Here is a 932-nt window from a genome sequence, read left to right as displayed (position 1 = left end):
TCTTGACCGTCTTTTCCTGGGCCGCAGCACCGCCCATCGCGAGGGTAGAAGCCAGCAGGCCCAAGCCTAGAGCCTTGAACAGTTTCATCGTCGTTCCCCTGGTCAGTTTCGACTGATCCGATTCGGGATGAAAATCACAGGCCTGAAAGAAGCCGGCGCCGATCATCCGCCGGCTCAATGCTAACATTCAAAAGCCAAGCCAGTGCAAGTGCCATTCCTGCCGAATCAAGGACTTGGAATGGTGTTTTCGGTCGCAGCTGCCGCAATTTCATACAAAAAAGGCGCGGCGTGAGCCGCGCCCCGTTTGCAAGAGGCGTCCGATTAGCCCTTCGGAGCGATATCGATCTTGAACCACTTCTCGGACAGCTTCGTCACCGTACCGTCCTTGACCGCGGCCTGGATCGCCTCGTTGAGGGCCTTCTTCAGCTCCTGGTCTTCCTTGCGGAGGCCGGCGCCGACGCCTGCACCCAGCATGCCGCCGGTCATCGACGGGCCGACGAGGACGTAGTCCTTGAACTCGGGCTTCTCGAGCGTGCCGATGATCGCGGTCGAATCCGCCAGAACGGCATCGATGCGGCCGGCGGCCAGATCGAGATCGTGCTGCTCGGTGGTCTTGTACTCGCGGATCTCAGCCACGTCCTTCAGGTACTTGTCTGCGAAGGCCGAGTGGATCGTCGAGCCCTGGACGCCGATGGTCTTGCCCTTCAGGAGCGGCTTGACGGCCTCGATAGCCTTCTCGGCCGCACCCTGCTGCGAGCTGAGGTTGAAGGCCTGATCCGTGCCCGGCATCTTGGCCAGCGGCGAGGCCTTCGCGACGAGGAAGCCGTTCGGGGAGTTGGCGTAGGGACCGGCGAAGTCGATCACTTCCTGGCGCTTGGGAGTGATGCTCATGCCGGCCATGATGGCGTCGTACTTCTTGGCCTGGAGCGCCG

The 932-nt window shown here is 61.7% G+C and carries 1 protein-coding gene; it reads right to left on the bottom strand.

Annotation, left to right across the window (positions count from 1 at the left end; genetic code table 11):
* Window positions 1-321 precede the first annotated feature (321 nt).
* Window positions 322-932: transporter substrate-binding domain-containing protein (locus LG661_RS24700; protein ID WP_230534641.1), on the bottom strand; the 611-nt coding region annotated here is incomplete at its 5' end.

The sequence above is a fragment of the Microvirga roseola genome (genome assembly GCF_020866965.1).
Taxonomy (GTDB): domain Bacteria; phylum Pseudomonadota; class Alphaproteobacteria; order Rhizobiales; family Beijerinckiaceae; genus Microvirga; species Microvirga roseola.
Note: the sequence above shows the minus strand (reverse complement) of the source record. Positions and strands in the feature narration are given on the sequence as shown.